The following is a 19,999-nucleotide window of genomic DNA, read 5'->3' as shown; positions in this document are numbered from 1 at the left end:
TCCACGCAAAGAACTGCAGGCGTTTCGCATCGTGTCGAATCGACGAATATCGGTGCAGAAATTGATCAGCTTTTCGGGTGACTAATCTCTGAATTCGAATATCGCTGTTGCGCAGTCGGTTTCACGCGCGTAGCCCACGTACATCATTCGACCGAGCACAGCTTTTCCGTGACACCGGACACGAAAACAGGACATGCGGACCGATTTGGCCGGGTGTCCAGTTTTTCGTGCGGCAATACGCTCGGAACAACAGCGATCGCATCGAATCAGGCGGTTCACAGCTCGCTGCTCCGACGTCCGACGCTTGGGCGACTCCGTCACGCCGGACCGTCGGACGAGGAGAGCTATTCCGGCAGACGAAGATCTGGTTTGTCCAACTCTTCGATGTTGACGTCCTTGAAGGTGATCACCCGGACATGCTTGACGAAACGGGCGGGACGATACATGTCCCACACCCACGAGTCGGACATTCGCAATTCGAAGTAGATTTCACCGTCGGCGTTGTGCGGAATGAGTTCGACGGAGTTGGCCAGATAGAACCGACGCTCGGTTTCGACGACGTAGTTGAACTGACCCACGATGTCCCGGTACTCGCGATACAGCGAGAGCTCCATCTCGGTTTCGTACTTTTCGAGATCTTCGGCACTCATCGGTTTCTTTCATCCTCCAGTCGGGCGTGAGAAGCAATCATCGCGCACGTGCGTCCGGGCAGTCCATTCGCCCCAGGGCGTCGACTCTCTCGCGTGACATGCCTGCCGCCGCTGCCGCGACGTTGGCGTACGACATGCGATGTTCCCTACTCGGGCCGAGTGCCGTCATGGCGGCGGAATGCGCGCGCGTGCTGTACCCCTTGTGCACGGCGAACCCGTAGCCGGGAATCGTCTCGTCCAGCTGCACCATCCATCGGTCCCGGGAGACCTTCGCCAGCACGCTCGCTGCGGCGATGCACGCCGCGGTGGCGTCGCCGCCGATCACCGGCAACGACGGAACCGGAAGGCCGGGTACTCGGAAGCCGTCGGTGAGTACGTAACCCGGGGTCATGCCGAGCCCGGCAACCGCGCGTCGCATTCCTTCGATGTTCGCCACGTGGACTCCGATGCGGTCGACCTCGGCCGCATCGATGGACACCACGCTCCATGCCAGTGCCAGCCTCTGAATCTTGGGGAAGAGCTCCTCGCGTCGTCGCTCGGTCAGCTTCTTCGAGTCGTCCAGGTCCGCGAGAGCCGCATGAGCCCGCGCACCGAGCACACACGCCGCGACCGTCAACGGACCGGCGCATGCTCCTCGTCCCGCTTCGTCGACTCCAGCGACCGGCCCGAGACCACCCCGCTCCAGCGCCGATTCCATCGTTCGCAAGCCGGCCGCTCGTCGGATGATCGGACGCGGCGGCCACGGCGACCGCGTCAGAGAGGCGCGTGCGCGCGGCGCGCGGCGACCGGATACCGTCATCGACCCTGGATGTCGGGAGAATCCAGGAGGCCGGTTCGTGACGGTGGAAGCGCGATGAACACGGCCTTGCCGATCACGTTGTCGAGCGGGACGGTGCCCTTGAACTCGTCCTCGATGTGGTACCGGGAATCCCGTGAATTACTTCGGTTGTCGCCCATCACCCAGATGTTGCCCTCCGGCACCGTGATGGGATCGAAGCATCGTCCGGACTTCAATTCGGTGTCGCACGTCATGGTGCCGGGAGTGAAGGGGAAGTCCATCTGTATGTACGGCTCGTCCAACGGCTGCCCGTCGACGAGAACTCGACCCTGGTCGTCGCAGCATTCGACCGTCTGACCGCCGGTGGCGATGACGCGCTTGACCAGATCGTTCTCGTCCGGAGCGACAACTCCGATCAACGAACCGACTTCCTGTGCCCCACGAATCACCGAATTGTCGGACCGCTGTGACACGAACTCGTCGTTCCACGAATCCGGGCCACGGAAGACGACGATGTCACCGGGCTTCGGGTCGCCGAATCTGTATCCGATCTTCTCCACCACGATGCGGTCACCGGTGCAGCCGGTGCAGCCGTGCAAGGTCGGCTCCATCGATTCGGACGGGATCAGATACACCCGAGCGACGAATGTCTGGAGCAGAAAACTCAGCACCAGCGCTACCAGAATCAGAATGGGAAGCTCGCGCCAGAACGATCGGGGCTTGCGTTCCCGACGCTTCTTCCGTGAAGACTCGTCGTCGGGCTCGTCGGTTGGATCCTGTGGGGACTGCGTCACGTGATCAGGTTAGCCGGAACCGTCGACCACACGGCCGGACGGTCTGCGCATCGGCGGTTCACGGCTCTCGATCCGCCGGTCGGCAGGGTGGAACGCGGGACGATCGCGGGCAGAACGCACCATGCCGCGTCGCCCTGACGGGCGACGCGGCATGGTGTGAACTGATGTGTCCGGGCGGAACCGGTCAGCGCTTTTCCTTGATCTTGGCGGCCTTGCCACGCAGATCGCGGAGGTAGTAGAGCTTGGCGCGACGGACGTCACCACGGGTGAGGACCTCGAACTGCGCAATGTTGGGGCTGTGCACCGGGAAGGTGCGCTCGACGCCGACGCCGAACGAGACCTTGCGGACCGTGAACGTTTCGCGAACGCCACCGCCCTGACGTCGGATAACGACGCCCTTGAAGATCTGAATGCGCTCCTTCGAGCCTTCGATGACCTTGACGTGCACGTTCAGTGTGTCGCCGGGGCGGAAATCGGGGATGTCGCCACGCAGCGACTGATTGTCGAGAAAGTCCAGTGTGTTCATCGGTTGTGCCATCCTTGCGTTCTGCGCATGAGTAGAGGAACCGAGCGGCTCGCTGATGCAACGGCTCGACTGGTTCGTACTCCGAGTGAGGTCCGTGCCTGCTAGAGGCAACCCGACCATTGTGCCAGACCATCAGGCGTTCGACGAAATCGGCGCTTCCCGGCTTGCAGCCGTCCCGCTCGGCATCGGCGCAGGTAGTACCGTCCGCGCCAGTTCCTGCTCGGTGGCCTCACGTGCGTGCACGATGCTCGGCTTGCCTGCGATCGCGTCCTGGAGATAGATCTTGGCCCGGATGATCGGCCGTCGCCACCGCTTCTCCCGGCGCAGAGCGCGTTCCATCTTCTTCGGCCTGGTGGTGTAGCGCCACCTCGCCCATGGGGCGCTCGGCCTGCTCAACCGCACTGCGGCCAGGACGAGGATCGGCAGGACGAACAGCCCGAGCAGTCCGGTCCAGATCTTTCCCTTGAGCAGGACGACGACACCGAGCGCGAGATTGGCCAGGGCCAACACCGCCACGGTGCCGCGCACCCACGGGTCGGGATCGGCGCGGAAACCGGCCGGGCTCAGCAACTCCAGAGGATGGAAGCCGAGCAGCAGCAGGCCGGTGAAGCCCACTGCCGCGAACACGGCGTCCACCGACGTTCGCCCCTGTTCGGACCAGTAGACATCGCGGAGATAGAAGATCAACGCGAACTCGTCGAGGACGAGAGCGGCGCCGATACCGAAGATCGCCGCCAGCACCGCGCCGACCGACTCGGAACCGTCGACGTACACCGCGATCAAGCCGATACCCGCCAGCAGCATCAGCACGATTCCGAACACGACATGGTGGATGTGCTGACCACCGGGCGTGATGTTTCCCGGCCACCACTTCACATCTGCGCGAATCATCCTGACGCTGAGTCGGATCAGCAGGAAGCCCACCAACAGTCCCAGTAGGAAACACAGCAGCGGCAGGCGGCCGTGATCGATGACCCCGTGTTGCAACCACCTCACGTGTGCCTCACGTCCTTCCTGCCGAACGACCGGTGAACGCGTTTCACACTATTCGCGTCCGGGACCGCCCACGGCAGCATCGACCGAGGAACCGCTCGCTATTTTCCGAATCCCGCCTTCCGTAGCGCGTCGGCCATCGAACCGGCAGCCGGTGTCGCCGCGCCAGCGCCGCCGGCCGTTCGGCGATCCCGTTGCGGGCGTGCGTCTCGACCGCGGCCACCCTGGTTCGCGCCCGGGGCCCGTCCCTGACCTCGAGGCCGATCCTGCTGTCCGCGGGCGGCGTCCTTGCCACCACCGGCACCGGGCTCGTCGTCCAGCCGCAGACTCAGACCGATGCGCTGACGGGGGATGTCGACCTCCATCACTTTGACGCGCACGACGTCCCCGGACTTGACGACCTCGCGGGGGTCCTTGACGAAGTTGTGCGACATCGCCGAGACGTGCACCAGCCCGTCCTGGTGCACACCGACGTCGACGAATGCCCCGAACGCCGCCACGTTGGTCACGACTCCCTCGAGCGTCATGCCCGGCTTCAGGTCGGCGACCTTCTCGATTCCGGCGGCGAAGGTCGCGGTCTTGAACTCCGGACGAGGGTCGCGTCCCGGCTTCTCGAGTTCGGAGATGATGTCCGTGACGGTGGGCAGACCGAATCGCTCGTCGGCGAATTCGGCGGGGTCGAGTCCGCGCAACAGCGCCGTGTTGCCGATGACCTCCCGCACTCCGACGCCGGCCTTGCCCACGATGCGCCGCACGACGGGGTATGCCTCCGGGTGAACACTCGACCGGTCCAGGGGATCCTCCCCCCCGGAGATGCGGAGGAATCCGGCGCACTGCTCGAAAGCCTTGGGGCCCAGGCGCGGGACGTTCTTGAGTGTGCTGCGGCTGGAGAACGGACCGTTCTGGTCGCGGTGCGCCACGATGCTTTCGGCGAGAGAGCCGGCGATACCGGAGACCCGCGAGAGCAACGGTACCGACGCGGTGTTGACGTCGACGCCGACGGCGTTCACCGCGTCCTCCACGACGGCCCCGAGGGAACGGGCCAGCAGGGTTTCGGAGATGTCGTGCTGGTACTGACCGACGCCGATCGACTTGGGATCGATCTTGACCAGTTCGGCCAGCGGATCCTGCAACCTGCGGGCAATCGAGACGGCACCGCGGATCGAGACGTCGAGTTCGGGCAGCTCGCTCGAGGCGTACGCGGACGCGGAGTACACCGACGCGCCGGCCTCGGACACCACCACCTTCGTCAGGTTAGCGGCAGGGAACTTGGCGATCAATTCTGCTGCCAACGAGTCGGTTTCACGCGATGCGGTGCCGTTGCCGATGGCGATCAGTTCGACCTTGTGCTTGGCAGCCAGGCCCGCGAGGGTGGCCACAGCCTGATCCCACTTGCCCTGCGGTTTGTGCGGGTAGATGGTGTCGTAGTCGACGACCTTGCCGGTGGCGTCGACGATGGCGACCTTGGTGCCGGTACGGAAACCCGGGTCCAGGCCCATCGTGGTGCGGTTGCCCGCCGGAGCGGCGAGCAGCAGGTCCTTGAGGTTGCTCGCGAACACGTCGACGGCGTCCTTCTCGGCCGACTGACGCAGGCGCATCCTGGTATCGAGGGAGACGGTCACCAGCATCTTGGTGCGCCACGCCCATCGGACGGTGTCGAGCAGCCACTTGTCGGCCGGCCGTCCCCGATTCGCTATTCCGAACTTGGTGGCGATCCGACCCTCGTAGACGCTCGGCACCCCTGGGGTCGGTTCGTCGCGCTCGGGCTCGAAACCGAGCGAGAGCACCTCTTCCTTCTCGCCTCTGAGCGTGGCGAGAATGCGGTGCGAAGGCAGGCTCGTGAACGGTTCCGAGAACTCGAAGTAATCGGAGAACTTGGCACCCTCCTCCTCCTTGCCCTTGCGAACCGACGCGACGAGCTTGCCGGATGTCCACATCAGTTCGCGCAGCTCGCCCACCAGGTCCGCGTCCTCGGCGAAGCGCTCGACGAGAATCGCCCGTGCGCCGTCGAGCTGCTCCTGATCGAACTGGGCCGGGTCGGTGGAGGGGTCGGAGAACAGGGCGTCGGCGACGGGCTCGTGCCCGGCCTCACGCGCGATCTGAGCCTTGGTGCGACGCTTGGGCTTGAACGGCAGATAGATGTCCTCGACGCGCGCCTTGGTGTCGGCCACCATCAGCGACTGCTCGAGCGCGTCGTCGAGCTTGCCCTGCGAGCGGATGGACTCGATGACGGCGTCTCTGCGCTCGTCGAGCTCGCGCAGGTACCGCAGCCGCTCGTCGAGCTGACGCAGTTGTGCGTCGTCGAGGGTGCCGGTGACTTCCTTGCGGTAGCGCGCGATGAACGGGACCGTCGACCCGCCGTCGAGTAGTTCCACGGCGGCACGAACCTGTTCTTCACGAACGTCGAGTTCTTCGGCTATGCGCTTGTTCACAGATTTCAGAGCAGTGGTCACGGCGATGGACCCTACCGCTACTGTGGGACAAGTCGGTCAGCGGTTCAACGTGTGGGAGAGATACGCGGATGGTCAGGGGGTCTCGGTTCCTGGCTGCAGCCTGCGCCTCACTGATTCTGGCCGGGTGCTCGGTTCCTCCCGACGATCAGATCGGTGACTCCGCCTCGAAGGAAACCGCAGAGACGTCGGCATCGCCCTTTCCCGATATGGAGAAGGTCGACGGTGTAGCTCTCGAAGCTCGTATCCCGATGGCGATCGCGTCGGCCCAGTCCCGTGGTGCCGATGTCGATTTCGCGCTGTTGGATCGTCAGACGGGCTCCTACTACAGCAGCAATGCCGATGTTCAGGTCGAAACCGCGTCGGTGTCCAAACTCTTCATCGCCGACGAGGTGTTGTTCCGAGCGCAGTCGGAGAACCGTCCGGTCTCCGCCGATGACCTGGACACCATGACCAGCATGCTCGAGTTGTCCGACGACAACGCCGCATACACGCTCTGGTACCGCTACGGCTCGTCCGAGATCGTGCGGACGGTCGCGGCTCGCTACGGCTTGACGAACACCACGGCTCCCGGTGACGACCAGTGGTACAACACCGAGACCACGCCCAGCGACCTGGTCGGTTACTACGCGGGGTTGCTGAACGGTAGCGGCGGTCTGACGACTGCCTCGACGGACGTCGTGATCGAAATGCTGCGGCGTTCGGCACCGATTGCCGCGGACGGCTACAAACAGCATTTCGGGATCGTCGACGGTCTGCCAGGCGAGAGCGTGCACGCTGTGAAACAGGGCTGGATGTGCTGTGTGTCCGATCGGTGGGTACACCTGTCGACAGGCACGATCGGCGTCGACAACCGCTACGTTCTGGCTCTGTCGTCACGCGAGGACATCTTCTACGCAGACGACATGGAACGCTATCCGGACACCGCCGTCGTCGACGTCAGCGACGACGCCAGCGCCCTGCATGCGCGGGAAACTCTCACCGGCTTCGTCTCGATGCTCTTCCCCGCCGGCACCGTCAGCTGAATTCGTCAGTCCTGCAACAGGTCCGGACGACGCTCGGCGGTCCTGTCCAGTGATTGCTGTCGACGCCACGCAGCGATCTTGGCGTGATCACCCGAGAGAAGTACCTGCGGAACGTCGAGATCACGCCACTGTGCGGGGCGCGTGTAACTCGGTCCTTCGAGCAGACCGTCGGAGAACGAGTCCTCCTGATGCGACTGCTGATTGCCCAGGACACCCGGCATCAATCGCACCACGGCCTCGGCCATGACGAGGACGGCCGCCTCGCCGCCGATGAGCACGTAGTCGCCGATGCTGACTTCCTCGACCCGGACGCGACGTGCGGCGTCGTCGAACACGCGTTGATCGATGCCTTCGTAACGGCCGCAGGCGAATACGAGATGCTGCTCGGAGGACCATCGCTCGGCCGTCCGCTGGGTGAACGGCACTCCGGCCGGCGTCGGCACGACGAGGAGAGAATCGTCTGTCAGCACGTCGTCGAGTGCGTCTCCCCAGACAGTCGGCTTCATGACCATTCCCGGTCCGCCGCCGTAGGGCGAATCGTCGACGGCCTTGTGCACGTCGTGCGTCCACGACCGCAGATCGTGGACCTCGACCGAGACGAGGCCGCGGTCGATTGCTTTGCCCAGCAACGCAGTTCGGAGCGGCGTGAGGTATTCGGGGAAGATGGTGACGACGTCGAGGCGCACGATCTACTCCGGATCCAGCAGACCCTCGGGCGGATCGATCTCGATCGTCTTGTCTGCCAACGACACCGACGTCACGATGGCCGCCACGAACGGCACGAGAATCTCGGTGCGTGTGGCTTCGCCGGAGCCCGGACTCGGCGTGATGGAGAGCAGCTCCCCCGCTGCGGAGTGGAGGACTTCGCGGACCGTTCCCACGACTGTGCCGTCGGTCAGGATCACCGTGAGGCCTTCGAGTTCGTGGTCGTAGTACTCGTCCGGGTCGTCGGACGGCGGAAGGTCGGTGGATTCGACGACGAACAGAATGCCCCGAAGTTGGTCGGCGGCCGTCTTGTCGTCGATACCGTTCAGACGCAGCAGAAGCCGCCCGGAGTGTTCCCGGACGGCGTCCACTGTGTACGAGGCTGGTTCGGCGTTCGATCGAGGCTTGCGGCCCGAGAGAACGGTTCCTTCGGCAAAGCGATCGTCGGGGTTGTCGGTGCGAACCTCGACGACGACTTCGCCTTTGATGCCGTGCGACTTCGCAACACGGCCGATGACCAGCTCCATGATGGGTGTGTGACCTACTGGTCCGTGTCGACCACGTCGACACGGATGCCGCGACCACCGATACCCGAGACGAGCGTGCGCAGTGCCGTGGCGGTGCGACCGCCACGGCCGATGACCTTGCCCAGATCGTCGGGGTGCACGTGGACTTCCACGGTGCGGCCACGACGGCCGGTGATCATCTCGACGCGAACGTCATCGGGATTGGCGACGATGCCGCGAACGAGATGTTCGACGGCATCGGCGACAACGGCACTCACTTCTCAGCAGCCTCGGCGGCCGGCGCGTCTGCCGTCTCGGTTGCTGCAGCGTCGGTGGTCTCCGCAGCGGCGTCGTCGGCCTTCGGAGCCTTCTTCTTCTTGGCGGTGGTGGCCTCGCCCTGGGGCTCGGAGTCGGCCTGCGCCAGTGCGGCGTTGAACAGGTCGAGCTTGGACGGCTTGGGCTCGGCGAGGCGGAGGGTTCCCTCGGCGCCGGGGAGGCCCTTGAACTTCTGCCAGTCACCGGTGATCTTGAGCAGTGCCTCGACAGGCTCGGTGGGCTGTGCGCCGACGCTCAGCCAGTACTGCGCCCGCTCGGAGTTGATCTCGATGATGCTGGGGTCCTGCTTGGGCTCGTACGTGCCGATGGTCTCGATCGCACGGCCGTTACGACGGGTGCGGGCATCGGAGATGACGACGCGGTAGTGCGGGGTGCGGATCTTGCCGATACGCATGAGCTTGATCTTGACAGCCATGTTCTGGTGAAGCCTTTCGAAAGTTGGTCACGGCGCAATTCAGCGGTCCGCACGGCATGCGAACCCGGTTTTGCGTTGAGGGTTGTTGTGACCGCCGCTCGGTACGTAACCGGATGACGGGCGAACAGCTGTTCATTGTGCCAGACGGATAGCACGATCGGTGAATCGGGCCCGCAGAACCGCTCCCGTCAGGCCAGCAGAATCACCAGGGCAGGGAGAGTGTTGTTCAGCGAGTGGGCCGTGGTCGACGCGACGATCGAACCGGAGCGCATTCGAGCGATGCCGATCGCGAACCCTCCCCACAGCAGCACCACGAAGCGCCACCACTCGCGGTGCCAGATCGCGAACAACACCGCGGTGATCGCCAGCACGACCCATCTATTGCCCAACCAGGCCATGGGCATGGGGCTGGTGCGTTTCTCGAGCGCTCCCCACAGCATGCCGCGGAACATCGTTTCCTCGCAGATCGGTGCACCGATCCAGATCCACAGTGCCAGAACGATCTTCCATCCGACGGCCGTATCGGTGACGTTGCCCAGCGGCGTCGGGTCGTCGAATTCGATACGGGACACCAGAATCAGAGCCAGCACGATGCCACCGACCACCGCGACGCCACCCCACGCCAACCCGGATCGGAGGTGACCGAGGAATTCGGGGGTGGATCTGGGGAGGCCGAAGTCGACGACGGGTCCGTTGCCCCGCGCCTTCGAGATGGCCACCGCCAGTCCGGCAGCGAGCAAGCTCGGAATCATGATGCCCACCACGAAGACGGCCGACGCGTCCGACGACACGACGACGCCGAGCATCAGGAATCCCGCGAGATTGAGCCCCAGCACCAGCGCCGCGGCCGGTAGTCCCCACCGTTGACCGCTCGTGCGTTCGAGCGCGGCCTGCTCGGCCCGCCAGTAGGTTTCGGACAATCCCGATCCTTGCTGCTGAACGTGATTCATCGGTGCCATTCCCGCCCAGCTGGGGCGGTCCGGATCGGATTGTCCTGCAGCGCTTCTCGGATCGGTCACCCTCGGGCCGCCGCTCCACTCCTCGTGCGACCGCGCCGGTCGGTCACGCGTCCGCGCAGGATGACCAGCTCCGGGTTCGACAGCACATCCGGTCCCCCGCGCGGATCTTCGGCGTAGACGACGAGATCTGCGGGCGCGCCATGCTCGAGCCCCCGTCGACCCAGCCACGACCGGGCGTCCCAGCAGGCAGCGCCGAGCGCGTCGGTCGGTGAGAGTCCGACGGCAGCGAGCGCGGCGACCTCGTCGGCGATGCGGCCGTGCGCGATCGAACCACCTGCATCGGTGCCCGCATAGATGGGAATGCCTGCGTCGTGAGCACGTCCGACGGTATCGGCGACGCGTTCGTGCAGCGCCCGCATGTGCCGGGCGTACACGGGGTATCGGGTGGCCGAATCCGCGATTCCGGGAAACGTCTCGATGTTGATGAGCGTCGGTACCAGGGCGGTGCCGTGATCGACCATCATTTCGACGGTCTCGTCGGTCAGGCCGGTGCCGTGTTCTATGCAGTCGATTCCCGCCGCGATCAGTCCGGGCAGGGCATCCTCGCCGAATACGTGGGCGGTCACTCGCGCACCCTCGGCGTGGGCAGCCGCGATGGCGTCGACGAGGATCGAATCGTTCCACAGCGGTCGGAGATCTCCCACCGAGCGGTCGATCCAGTCGCCGACGAGCTTGACCCAGCCATCTCCGAATCGAGCCTGCTGAGCCACCGCCTCTGGCAGTTGCGATTCGTCCTCGATGTCGATCGCCAGACCCGGGATGTATCGCTTGGGTGATGCGATGTGGCGGCCCGCTCGGATGATCCGAGGAAGGTCCTCGCGCTCGTCCAGGGCGCGCGTGTCCACCGGCGACCCGGCGTCGCGCAACAGCAGAGCGCCGACGCCTCGCTCGGTCTCGGCCTGCCGGATCGACCCGCTCAGGTCGGTGTGTCCCCCGCCGTATTCGATTCCGACATGGCAGTGGGCGTCCACGAGACCGGGCAGAATCCAGCCGCCGTCGTGCACGAATTCTGCATCCGAGATCGGCTCGGTCGACAGAATGCCGCCGTCGATCCAGAGATCGATCTCGGTCCCGTCCGGCAGCCCGCGGCCCCGCACCCGCATGGCCGACACGTGTACGCGCTTACTTCTTGGGCAGTTTCAGCTGCGACAGATCGATGCCTTCGAGCCCCGGCGGCAACTGGTCGAGACCCTTGGGCATGGACGACAGGTCGGGCATGCCTGCGGGCATTCCGCCCGGCATGCCGGGGAATCCACCGCGGATCTTCGGCTGCGTCGGACCGCGAGCGCCCTTCTTGCCTTTCTTGCCCTTCTTGTTGTTCCGCACCTGCTTGCGCGCACCGGGCATGCCCATTCGACCGGCCATGGCCGACATCATCTTGCGAGCCTCGAAGAACCGATCTACCAGCTGATTGACGTCGGAGACCTTCACGCCCGAACCGTTCGCGATACGCAATCGACGTGACGCGTTGATGATCTTCGGGTCGGTACGCTCCTGCGGCGTCATGCCGCGGATGATCGCCTGTACGCGATCGAGCTGCTTCTCGTCGACGTTGGCGAGTTCTTTCATCTGGCCCGCACCGGGCAGCATGCCCAGCAGGTTTCCGATCGGCCCCATCTTGCGGACGGCCATCATCTGCTCGAGGAAGTCGTCGAGCGTGAGCTGTCCCGAGCCGATCTTGTTGGCCGTCGCCTCGGCCTGCTCGGCATCGAAGTGCTGTTCGGCCTGCTCGATCAGGCTCAGCACGTCGCCCATGCCGAGGATGCGGCTTGCCATACGATCGGGGTGGAAGACGTCGAAATCTTCGAGCTTCTCGCCGGTCGACGCGAACATGATGGGCTGTCCGGTCACCTCGCGGACACTGAGTGCTGCGCCGCCACGAGCGTCGCCGTCGAGCTTGGTGAGCACAACGCCGGTGAAGCCGACTCCGTCGCGGAACGCCTCGGCGGTGCTGACGGCATCCTGGCCGACCATCGCGTCGAGAACGAACAGTGTCTCGTCCGGCTGGACGGCGTCACGAATTCCCGCGGCCTGACTCATCAGCTCGGTGTCGATGCCGAGGCGACCGGCGGTGTCGACGATGACCACGTCGTACTGCTTGCTCCGAGCCTCGGCGATGCCGGCCCGGGCGACCTCGACGGGATCCGCGGCCGAGACGCCGAGCGCGTTGTCGCCGCCGCCGATGGACGTACCCGGATGCGGCGCGAAGACGGCGGCACCCGCGCGCTCGCCCACGATCTGCAGCTGGCTCACGGCACCGGGACGCTGGAGGTCGCACGCGACGAGCAGCGGGGTGTGGCCCTGGCCCTTGAGCCATTTCGCGAGCTTGCCCGCGAGCGTCGTCTTACCCGAACCCTGCAGACCGGCGAGCATGATCACCGTGGGCGGGTTCTTGGCGAAGACGAGCCTGCGAGTCTCGCCGCCGAGGATGCCGACCAGTTCCTCGTTGACGATCTTGACTACCTGCTGGGCGGGGTTGAGCGCGCCGGAGACCTCGGCACCCTTGGCCCGGACCTTGATGCGGTTGATGAACTCACGTACGACGGGCAGTGCCACGTCCGCTTCGAGCAGGGCCAGACGGATCTCACGGGCGGTGGCGTCGATATCCGCGCCGGACAGTCGACCTTTGCCACGCAGGTCCTTGAGAGTCCCGGTCAACCTGTCTGAAAGGGATTCGAACACCGATTGCACTCCTGAGCTAGCCGATCACCGAAAACGAGCCGAATCCGGCACGGTCACCACACTAGCGGCAGCACGCCGCGTCGTCGCTGGGGCGTTCGACTGTCGTGTCGAATCGTGGCGACGTCGAGCGGTCAGGCCAGGCGCGCGGAATCGTTCCACGTCACTGCCACGCCCCGCGTCGCGAGCCACTGCGCGGGGTCGACCTTGACGCCCGAGGGGTCGTGTACCTCGAAGTGCAGATGTGGGCCCGTCGACTGGCCACGGTTGCCCACGGTGGCGATCTGCTCACCGGCCGACACGCGCTGGCCTGGCTGGACGGAGAAGTCGTTGACGTGTCCGTAGACCGTCTCGGTGCCGTCGTCGTGCCGCACCTTGACCCAGAGACCGAAGCCGGATGCCGGTCCTGCGTCGGACACGGTGCCGTCGGCAGCCGCGTGGATGGGCGTCCCGATGGGTGCCGCGATGTCGAGGCCGCTGTGTTGAGTGCCCCATCGCGAGCCGAAGTTGGACGTCAACACCCCCGCCACTGGCTGCACTGTGCCCTTCTTCAGCGAGCGCAGGCTGTCGAGGGGTGACTGCGCACCCAACTGCCCCAGGCCCACATCGTCGAGCCACTGCTGGGCGGCGGCAGCGGGATCGGTGACTCCGAACGCGGCCAGTGGCTCGGCAGCCGGTGCCGGTGCAGCCTCGGGCGGTACGGGCTGTGACGGTGCGGGCGGGGGCGCGAACTGTGGGGGTACGAACTGCGGAAGCTCGAACTGGGGCAGCTCGAATCCCGCGGGGAGCAGACCCTCCGGTACCGCGAACGGGAGTCCGGCTGCTGGTGCCTCCTGGATCGGCGCGGCCCCTGCAGTTGCGGCACCCATCGACGTCGCTCCGACGACGATCGCGCCGGTCGCGGCGACGATCGTTGCCGCGCGTCGACCGAGGTCGGGGGTGTCCTGAACGGCGCGGTGTCTGCCGCGCGTCGGACGCGCTGCGATGTCGGTCGGTACGTGGACGGTCGACCGTCGGTGGGATCCCACAGTTCGTGCCTCTCGAATGATCAGGAGTGGAGCCTGCAGGAACGACGTGGTTCGAGCAGAGTGGAGCCTGCAGGAACGGCGTGGTTCGAGCAGTGTGGAATGTGCAGGAACGATTGAGAGTGTCGTTTCTGCGTCGGGGACGAATGTAACAAATCGGCATCGGCGGCATACCCGTCGGCCGGAAGTTCGTGAATAGTCACCAGCGCGGGTCGGTCTGCTGTCGCTTTCCGACCCCCGGTCAGGTGCCTTCCGGCTTCTCCGGGGGCTTGGGCGGTTCCGGGGCAGGTACGACCGCGAGGATCGCACGCTCGAGGTCTTCGCGGACCGCCCTGCTGTCCGCTCCCGCCAGGTCGATGCAGAAGGAGTCGACCACCGAGCTGCCAAGGGTCGAGACGCGGGCCCATCGGATGTCGAGTCCCTGCTGTTCGATCGCGCTGGCCAATCGGCACAGCAGACCGAGCCGGTCCTCCGCTCGTAGTTCGAGCACCACCTGACCTGGTTCGTTGTCGTCGAACCACAGCACCCGAGGCGGAGCTTGGGCGTACAGAACCGGGACTGCCGAATCCTCGGCGTCGTCCTCGACGGTTTCGGCTCTGGCGTCGCGTTCCTTGGCGTCGAGCACGGCGACGAGGTCGAGTTCGCCTGCTTGGGCGCGGATTATCTCCTGCCGCAACAGACCCGCCTGTGGCGGAGATCCGAAGAGCGGCGCGACGTCGAACGAGTTGATCGCCGACCCCTCGTGACTTCCGAGGGAGGCCGAGAGCACACGAAGCGAATGGAGTGCGAGGACTCCTGCGGCGTCGGAGAGCAGCCCGGGCGTGTCGGGGGCGATGACGGTGACGACGAAGGTGTGCAGACCGTCGGTCGGCGAGATGTCGACATGGACGCCTCCCCTCGCTGCGAGTTCGATGTGGGCTGGGTCGAGTGGATCCGGGGAGGGCAGACTCTCCCCCGCCATCACCAATCGGCAGCGACGCACGAGCTCGCGGATGAGCGATGCCTTCCAGTCGCCCCACACCCCGGGTCCGGTGGCGAGCGAATCCGCCTCGGCCAGTGCGTGAAGCAGCTCGAGCAGGATGGTGTCGGCACCGAGGGCGTCGACGACGGTTTGCACGGTTGCGGGGTCGTCGAGGTCGCGTCTGGTGGCGGTCTCCGGCAGCAGCAGGTGGTACCTCACCATCGACGTCAGCAGTGCCACGTCGGACGGCCACAGTCCGAGCCTGTTGCCGATCTGGATGGCCAGATCGGCTCCGACGACGCTGTGGTCGCCGCCGCGTCCTTTGCCGATGTCGTGGATCAGCGCGCCGAGCACCAACAGGTCCGGACGCGCAACTCGGGTGGTCAATGCGCTTGCGTAGGCAGCAGTTTCGACCAGATGCCGATCGACTGTCCACGTGTGCACGGCATCTCGCGGCGGCAGATCGCGTACCGCACCCCACTCCGGAATGAGCCTGCCCCACAGTCCGGTTCGATCGAGAGCTTCGATGGCCGCAATGGCTTTGCGACCCGATCCGAGCAACACGAGCAGATCGTTGAGGGCTTCCTTCGGCCAGGGTTCCCGGAGCTCGGGCGCACTGTCGGACAGTCGGTTCAGGGTCGAGGCAGACATCGGCATTCCGGTCTGCGCCGATGCCGCGGCGACGCGCATGATCAGACCGGGATCCTTGTTCGGCCGCGCGTCGCGGGCGAGAACGACCTCGCCGCCGTGTTCGACGACCCCCTCGTCCAGCGGCCGCCTGACCGGGACTCGACGAAGGCGTGAAAGACCCTTTCGGGGAAGCGAATTGCCGGCGGTACGCAGTCCGACGTCGACCGAGTAGCTGATGGTGCGGGCCGAATCGCTCAGTACGCGAGCAAGATCGAAACGGTCACCGATTCGCAGCGCGGCACCGATCTCGTCGGCGTCCTGTGCCCGCAGTTGATCCCGTGCTCGACCGGCGACGCGATGCAGTTCGGTGCGCACGTCCAGCAGGCGTCCGTGTGCGAATGCCAAACCGCCACCCGGCGATTCGGGTCCGAGCCCGGGCATACCGTCCGTCAACTGCGCGATGGAGAGGGCGTCGAGCAACTGAACGTCGCGCAGTCCCCCGCGACCGCTCTTGAGATCGGGTTCGGCGCGGTGCGCGATCTCACCGCTGCGCGACCACCGCCCGCGGGTCTGCTCGATCAGCTCGTCGAAACGCCCTCGAATGCCGTTGCGCCACTGGCGACGTACGCCGCCGATGAGGAGATTGCTCAATTCGACGTCGCCGGCGATGTGACGCGCCTCGAGCATTCCGAGCGATGCCGTCATGTCGGCTGCAGCGACCTGCAGAGCCTGCGGCACCGTTCGCACGCTGTGGTCGAGCTTGATGTGTGCGTCCCACAGCGGGTACCAGAGCTTGTCTGCGACGTCGGAGACGATGCGTGGTTCGAGATCGTCGTGCAGCAGGATCAGGTCCAGATCCGAATGCGGCAGAAGTTCACGACGCGCAAGACCGCCGACGGCGACGATCGCGAAACCGGAGTCCGGTTTGATCCCCAGCTCGGCCCCTTTGGTGGTCAGCCAGAACTCGTGGAGATCGACCAGAGCCTGCCGAAGCGAGGGTGCATCGAGGCGACGATTGCGTGTTCCGCCGTCGAGTAGTTGTTTTCTGGCCCGAGCGAGATCTGCTGCAGCATCGCTCGTGCCCTTCGATGCGGAGCCCATGGAGACCGAAGGCCCCGATCCTGACGCTTTCGCGCCAGAACCGGGGCCCACGGCCCGAGACCCTTTGGGGTCAGAGTGCATCGGCGCCACGTTCTCCGGTGCGGACTCGGATGACCGAGTCGACCGGGGAAACCCAGACCTTGCCGTCACCGATCTTGCCGGTGCGAGCAGCCTCGACGATGACCTCGACGACCTTCTCCACAGCGGCGTCGTCGACGACTACCTCGACACGGACCTTCGGGACGAAGTCGACCGAGTACTCGGCACCTCGGTACACCTCGGTGTGGCCCTTCTGGCGGCCGTAACCCTGAACTTCACTGACTGTCATTCCGAGTACGCCGGCCTGCTCCAGCCCCGTCTTGACGTCCTCCAGGGTGAACGGTTTGACGATTGCCGTGATCAGCTTCATTTTTGCTTCCCTTCACAAGACCTCGAGTGCCCGTTGTCGTACGGTGCAGCGTTCACGTCTATCTCTACCTTGTCAGGCGAAATCATATGCAGTCTCGGCGTGCTCGGCTTCGTCGATGCCGTTCGCCTCCTCCTCGTCCGATACGCGCCAGCCGAGAGGCTTGAGCGCGAACGCGATGACCGCGGTGACGATGGCGGTGAAGATCAACGCGAACAATGCGATGACGATCTGCACGACGAGCTGCTTGTAATCGCCGCCGTAGAACAGGCCGGTCTCGGATGCGAGGAAGCCGATTCCGATCGTTCCCCACAGGCCTGCGACGAGGTGCACGCCCACGACGTCGAGCGAGTCGTCGTAGCCGAACTTGAACTTCAGGCCGACAGCCAGCGCGGAGAGCACGCCGGCGATGACGCCGAGGATCATGGCACCGACCGGCGTGAGTGCGCCTGCGGCCGGGGTGATGGCGACCAGACCTGCAACGATGCCCGAGGCAGCGCCGAGGCTGGTGGCGTGTCCGTCGCGAATGCGCTCGGTGATGAGCCAGCCCACGATTGCCGCTGCCGTGGCTGCGGTGGTGTTGACCCAGGCCACACCGGCAATTCCGTCGGCTGCGAAGGCGGAACCGGCGTTGAACCCGAACCAGCCGAACCAGAGCAGAGCTGCACCGAGCATGACGAACGGCAGGTTGTGCGGGCGGTAGGCGACCTTGCCGAAGCCGGCACGCTTGCCGATGATGATCGCCAGGATCAAACCGGCGATACCGGCGTTGATGTGCACCACTGTGCCACCGGCGAAGTCGATCGGAGCCACGTTGGCGACGAGTCCACCTTCACCGTCGTCGGTGGTGCCGAAGATCATTGCCGCAAGACCGTTCTCGGATCCGGAGAGCAGTCCGCCGCCCCAGACCATGTGCGCCAGCGGGAAGTAGGCCAGAGTGACCCAGATGCCGGAGAAGGCGAGCCAGGTGCCGTACTTGACGCGACCGGCGATCGAGCCGCTGATCAGTGCGACCGTGATGATGGCGAAGGTGACCTGGAATGCCACGTCGATGACGTTGGCGTAACCCCATGCGCCGGCGATGTAGTTACCGTCCGCATCGGTGATCGAATCCTTGAGTCCGAAGAACTCGAACGGGTTGGCGAAGACACCGCCGATGTCCTGGGTGCCGTAGGACATCGACCAGCCCCACAGGAAGTAGATGATCGAGACGACGGCCATCGCTCCGAACGACATCATCATCATGTTCAACACGGACTTCGACTGCGACATACCGCCGTAGAAGAACGCCAAGCCCGGCGTCATCAGCAGTACCAGCGATGCTGCCATCAGCATCCACGCGGCGTTGCCGGAGTTGGCCAACATATCCTCGGGACTCACGTACACCCTCCATTCTCCTGCACACCGGTTGGCGCGCCGTTACGCAAGAAGAGTGGTTTCACGAGGTTTCATCCGTGACACTCTGGTGTTTCGGATATGTGAACGCATGACCGAATCCTGTTGCAAAAAGGTTTCGTGCTGGCGTTTGTGCTTTTACCCCGGTTAGCGGGCCGCCCCCGCGGTCGATCAGCCGAGCAGTGCGTCGACGAACGCCCCCGGCTCGAACGGAGCCAGATCGTCGGCACCTTCACCGAGACCGACGAGCTTGACGGGCACTCCGAGCTCACGCTGCACCTGAAAAACGATGCCACCCTTCGCGGTTCCGTCGAGCTTGGTCAGCACGACTCCCGTGATGTTCACGATCTCGGCGAAGACACGGGCCTGTGTCAGTCCGTTCTGGCCCACGGTTGCGTCGAGAACGAGAAGAACGTCGTCGACGTGGGCCCGCTTCTCGATGACGCGCTTGACCTTGCTCAGCTCGTCCATCAGACCCGATTTGGTGTGCAACCGTCCCGCAGTGTCGATCAGAACCACATCGACACCGTTCTCGATCCCCTTGCTCACCGCATCGAAGGCGACAGCGGCCGGATCCGCGGCCTCCTTGCCGCGAACCACCTCGGCACCCACTCGCTCGGCCCAGGTCTGCAGCTGATCGGCCGCAGCTGCGCGGAACGTGTCGGCGGCACCGAGCAACACCCGCCGTCCGTCGGCGACCAGCACGCGAGCCAGTTTGCCCGTGGTCGTGGTCTTGCCGGTGCCGTTCACGCCGACCACCAGCAGCACGGCGGGCGCGCCGTCGTGTGGCAGAGCACGAATCGACCGATCGAACTCGGGATGCAGCTGCGCGACGAGAATCTCGCGCAACAGGGCCCGGGCATCGGCTTCGGTGCGAATACTGCGCGCCGCCATCTGCTCACGCAGCGTTCGCATGATCTCCGCTGTGGTGGCCGACCCGATATCGGCGATCAGCAGGGTGTCCTCGACCTCTTCCCACGAGTCCTCGTCCAGGTCTCCGCCGCCGAGCAGGCCGAGCAGGCTCTTGCCCACCGCGGACTGAGATCGCGCCAACCGGCCACGGAGACGGTCGAGCCGTCCCTCGGTCGGGTCGATGGTGTCCAAGCGGCGAGGCGCAGGGGCGACGGTGTCGACTACGGGGGGCTCGGGCGCAACAGGCTCGGCCACGGTGACATCGGTCGCCGGGGCCTCGGGTTCGAGCACTTCCGGCTCGATCCACACGGTCTCCGATTCGACCGGTTCAGGCGCTGGAACCACCGGCGGCGGCTCGACGGGGATGTTCTCGACCGGCTTCGGTTCGGCAGGCTTGGGGGGCTTCGGGACCACGGGCTCGGCTGTCGCCGTTCCCTGACTGAACGAGAAACCACTGCCCGCGGTGTAGCCACCGGATCTGTCCTTGGCGGCCGCGTCCTCGATTCGTGCGGCCTCGTCCGACTTGAGGGACACTCTCCGACGACGGGAGAGGACAAGCCCGACGACGAGGACGACGAGCAGGACGGCAGCGATCGCCGCGACGATGATCCACGCTTGGTTACTCACGTAGGACATCCTCTCAGGCGATCATGGCCGTCGGTCACCGGTGGTGCACCGACCGTGAAAATCCGC

At 65.2% G+C, this 19,999-nt stretch carries 19 protein-coding genes; 1 reads left to right on the top strand and 18 read right to left on the bottom strand.

Annotated elements, in window-relative coordinates; translation table 11 throughout:
- Nucleotides 1-344 precede the first annotated feature (344 nt).
- The 6 genes from CH302_RS05715 to CH302_RS05690 all read right to left on the bottom strand — a co-directional run bounded on the left by CH302_RS05715 (nucleotide 345) and on the right by CH302_RS05690 (nucleotide 6,194).
- Nucleotides 345-650, bottom strand: coding sequence for a DUF2469 domain-containing protein (locus CH302_RS05715; protein WP_008717288.1), 306 nt, complete (start codon nucleotides 648-650; stop codon nucleotides 345-347).
- Nucleotides 651-687: 37 nt separating this feature from the next.
- Nucleotides 688-1,449, bottom strand: coding sequence for a ribonuclease HII (locus CH302_RS05710; RefSeq protein ID WP_176460646.1), 762 nt, complete (start codon nucleotides 1,447-1,449; stop codon nucleotides 688-690).
- Nucleotides 1,446-2,222 (bottom strand): signal peptidase I, encoded by a 777-nt coding sequence (gene lepB, locus CH302_RS05705; protein ID WP_037189647.1) that lies wholly within the window; start codon nucleotides 2,220-2,222, stop codon nucleotides 1,446-1,448. The genes CH302_RS05710 and lepB overlap by 4 nt, the downstream gene beginning before the upstream one ends.
- Nucleotides 2,223-2,406: 184 nt before the next feature.
- A complete protein-coding gene (rplS, locus tag CH302_RS05700) occupies nucleotides 2,407-2,748 on the bottom strand; it encodes a 50S ribosomal protein L19 (RefSeq protein WP_032378188.1) in 342 nt (113 codons plus the stop codon).
- A gap of 132 nt (nucleotides 2,749-2,880) precedes the next feature.
- Nucleotides 2,881-3,735, bottom strand: a complete 855-nt coding sequence (locus tag CH302_RS05695) for a hypothetical protein (protein WP_037190173.1) — start codon at nucleotides 3,733-3,735, stop codon at nucleotides 2,881-2,883.
- Nucleotides 3,736-3,842: 107 nt separating this feature from the next.
- Complete coding sequence (locus CH302_RS05690) at nucleotides 3,843-6,194, bottom strand: Tex family protein (protein WP_037189648.1); 2,352 nt, start codon at nucleotides 6,192-6,194, stop codon at nucleotides 3,843-3,845.
- Nucleotides 6,195-6,262: 68 nt separating this feature from the next.
- On the opposite strand from CH302_RS05690, the gene CH302_RS05685 reads away from it, so the two are divergent.
- A complete protein-coding gene (locus CH302_RS05685; protein ID WP_037189650.1) occupies nucleotides 6,263-7,216 on the top strand; it encodes a serine hydrolase in 954 nt (317 codons plus the stop codon).
- A 5-nt stretch (nucleotides 7,217-7,221) separates the two neighbouring features.
- On the opposite strand, the gene trmD is transcribed toward CH302_RS05685, so the two are convergent.
- The 12 genes from trmD to ftsY all read right to left on the bottom strand — a co-directional run bounded on the left by trmD (nucleotide 7,222) and on the right by ftsY (nucleotide 19,942).
- A complete protein-coding gene (gene trmD, locus CH302_RS05680; RefSeq protein WP_037189652.1) occupies nucleotides 7,222-7,902 on the bottom strand; it encodes a tRNA (guanosine(37)-N1)-methyltransferase TrmD in 681 nt (226 codons plus the stop codon).
- A 3-nt stretch (nucleotides 7,903-7,905) separates the two neighbouring features.
- Nucleotides 7,906-8,448 (bottom strand): ribosome maturation factor RimM, encoded by a 543-nt coding sequence (gene rimM / locus CH302_RS05675; protein ID WP_037189653.1) that lies wholly within the window; start codon nucleotides 8,446-8,448, stop codon nucleotides 7,906-7,908.
- A 14-nt stretch (nucleotides 8,449-8,462) separates the two neighbouring features.
- Entirely contained in the window at nucleotides 8,463-8,705 is a 243-nt protein-coding gene (locus CH302_RS05670) for an RNA-binding protein (RefSeq protein ID WP_027496687.1), read from the bottom strand.
- Nucleotides 8,702-9,178, bottom strand: coding sequence for a 30S ribosomal protein S16 (rpsP, locus tag CH302_RS05665; RefSeq protein ID WP_037189654.1), 477 nt, complete (start codon nucleotides 9,176-9,178; stop codon nucleotides 8,702-8,704). The genes CH302_RS05670 and rpsP overlap by 4 nt, the downstream gene beginning before the upstream one ends.
- 188 nt (nucleotides 9,179-9,366) lie before the next feature.
- The gene (locus CH302_RS05660; RefSeq protein WP_037189655.1) at nucleotides 9,367-10,197 is read right to left on the bottom strand and encodes a CPBP family intramembrane glutamic endopeptidase; all 831 of its coding nucleotides are present in this window, start codon (nucleotides 10,195-10,197) and stop codon (nucleotides 9,367-9,369) included.
- Nucleotides 10,194-11,300, bottom strand: coding sequence for an amidohydrolase family protein (locus tag CH302_RS05655; protein ID WP_176460645.1), 1,107 nt, complete (start codon nucleotides 11,298-11,300; stop codon nucleotides 10,194-10,196). The genes CH302_RS05660 and CH302_RS05655 overlap by 4 nt, the downstream gene beginning before the upstream one ends.
- A gap of 19 nt (nucleotides 11,301-11,319) precedes the next feature.
- Nucleotides 11,320-12,879 (bottom strand): signal recognition particle protein, encoded by a 1,560-nt coding sequence (ffh, locus tag CH302_RS05650; protein WP_037190175.1) that lies wholly within the window; start codon nucleotides 12,877-12,879, stop codon nucleotides 11,320-11,322.
- Nucleotides 12,880-13,010: 131 nt separating this feature from the next.
- The gene (locus tag CH302_RS05645) at nucleotides 13,011-13,904 is read right to left on the bottom strand and encodes a M23 family metallopeptidase (RefSeq protein ID WP_037189658.1); all 894 of its coding nucleotides are present in this window, start codon (nucleotides 13,902-13,904) and stop codon (nucleotides 13,011-13,013) included.
- 238 nt (nucleotides 13,905-14,142) lie between these two features.
- Complete coding sequence (locus tag CH302_RS05640; RefSeq protein ID WP_037190176.1) at nucleotides 14,143-16,674, bottom strand: [protein-PII] uridylyltransferase; 2,532 nt, start codon at nucleotides 16,672-16,674, stop codon at nucleotides 14,143-14,145.
- Nucleotides 16,664-17,002: a P-II family nitrogen regulator gene (locus CH302_RS05635; RefSeq protein ID WP_019664269.1), complete on the bottom strand. Its 339-nt coding sequence runs from the start codon at nucleotides 17,000-17,002 to the stop codon at nucleotides 16,664-16,666. Before CH302_RS05635 ends, CH302_RS05640 begins: the two co-directional genes overlap by 11 nt.
- A gap of 72 nt (nucleotides 17,003-17,074) precedes the next feature.
- A complete protein-coding gene (locus tag CH302_RS05630; protein WP_170946067.1) occupies nucleotides 17,075-18,364 on the bottom strand; it encodes an ammonium transporter in 1,290 nt (429 codons plus the stop codon).
- 201 nt (nucleotides 18,365-18,565) lie between these two features.
- Complete coding sequence (ftsY, locus tag CH302_RS05625) at nucleotides 18,566-19,942, bottom strand: signal recognition particle-docking protein FtsY (RefSeq protein WP_176460644.1); 1,377 nt, start codon at nucleotides 19,940-19,942, stop codon at nucleotides 18,566-18,568.
- Between the last annotated feature and the right edge of the window lie 57 nt (nucleotides 19,943-19,999).

The sequence above is a fragment of the Rhodococcus sp. 15-2388-1-1a genome (genome assembly GCF_002259145.1).
In the GTDB taxonomy this organism is placed as follows: Bacteria; Actinomycetota; Actinomycetes; order Mycobacteriales; family Mycobacteriaceae; genus Rhodococcoides.
Note: the sequence above shows the minus strand (reverse complement) of the source record. Positions and strands in the feature narration are given on the sequence as shown.